The organism is Cryomorpha ignava, assembly GCF_010686655.1.
Classification (GTDB): Bacteria; Bacteroidota; Bacteroidia; order Flavobacteriales_D; family Cryomorphaceae; genus Cryomorpha; species Cryomorpha ignava.
In genome coordinates, this window is the sequence record NZ_JAAGVY010000123.1 from 1 (window position 1) to 1,318 (window position 1,318).

The window sequence follows — 1,318 nt, forward strand, 5'->3', positions numbered from 1 at the left end:
CAATACTGTCCTAAACGATTTCAATTTGCATAAAAATAGCGGCTTCTACTGACTTCCCGGTCCAATATTCGCGTTTTTCAAAAAAGGACCCCCTGATACTTTTGATTTTGCGGTGGATCGTTACATTCTTCAAAGGGTTGATCGATCCATTTCTGCAAGTCGATCTTGACAAAAAGATTAAGCCTAATAAATGCAACCAGGTTGGATAAGTGCCAGTTGAACCTTGCCATTGCCTTAAGTGCCTTGAGAATAAGTATGGTAATGAGTGCCGTCCAAATTTGGATCATCACGGCATTTTCACTTGTCCCGATAAATGATTTGATATGAAGGGATTGCTTGATTTCCCTGAAAAATATTTCCACTTGCCATCTCGCTTTGTACAACTCACTTATGGTGTTTGCTGTCCAAGACATTTGATTGGTTATGACTTCAATGATTTGCTCGTTCTTTTCATCCCATATTGCTACCCTTCTGAGTCTTTTAGGGTATTTCTTTGTGGACTGGACTCCGGTAAGCTTAATGATTTCATCTTTTAGCACGTGCTCATGTCGGTCTTCCGGCAATTCATTTTCCTTGATTGGGGTGAATTGTATGTTGTCTTTGTGACGAACAACAAAATATACCTCATTGCTGTCCCAAATATTCAGCAAGGAAAAATCATTGTAAAATCTGTCAGCTACAACAACGCTACCCTTCAATAATGGAATATCGTAGGCTCCCTTATTATCTGCTGTTTTCCCGTCGGTTATATTGATGTAGGCTGGCAGATTGCCGTCATAATCAAGTAAGGTATGCATCTTCACGGCTCCTTTAGCTGTTTTGTATTTTGCCCAATCAAACAAGCTCAAACAAAGACTGATCGTGGTTGAGTCCAACAGGAATATCTTCGATTTTATTTTGAATTTCACCTGTTTAAAGCCTGCCTGCTGTCCCAAATTTTCCAATAGGCAGTAATAGTAGTCCTTGAATAGCTCCCAACTTCTATTTTTATTCTGATAGCCTATGGTTGATTTGGATGGAGCTTTACGTATTCCAAGATGGTTTAAGTTGCCGGTGGCTGATTTCAGACCATAACTGATATCGCGTAAAGATTGACTTTTGGCAAATTGGCAGAACAACATGGAGACCAAATGCGTCCAGCTATCATATCCTTTTTGATGCTTGTCTGTTTGTCGAGTTTTGACAAGTTTGTTGAATTTTGAGCGATCTAATTTTGAGATAATCTGAGAAAACAACGTTATATTTGCCATAAGAGGGAGTGTTTTTGTTGTGCAATTCAAAGTTAATTTGAAATACAAAACTTCCCTCTTTCTTTTTT

At 38.7% G+C, this 1,318-nt stretch carries 1 protein-coding gene; it reads right to left on the reverse strand.

Going from position 1 to position 1,318, the window contains the following annotated elements:
- Positions 1–77: 77 nt before the first annotated feature.
- The gene (locus tag G3O08_RS20675) at positions 78–1,250 is read right to left on the reverse strand and encodes an IS4 family transposase (RefSeq protein WP_163287345.1); all 1,173 of its coding nucleotides are present in this window, start codon (positions 1,248–1,250) and stop codon (positions 78–80) included.
- Between the last annotated feature and the right edge of the window lie 68 nt (positions 1,251–1,318).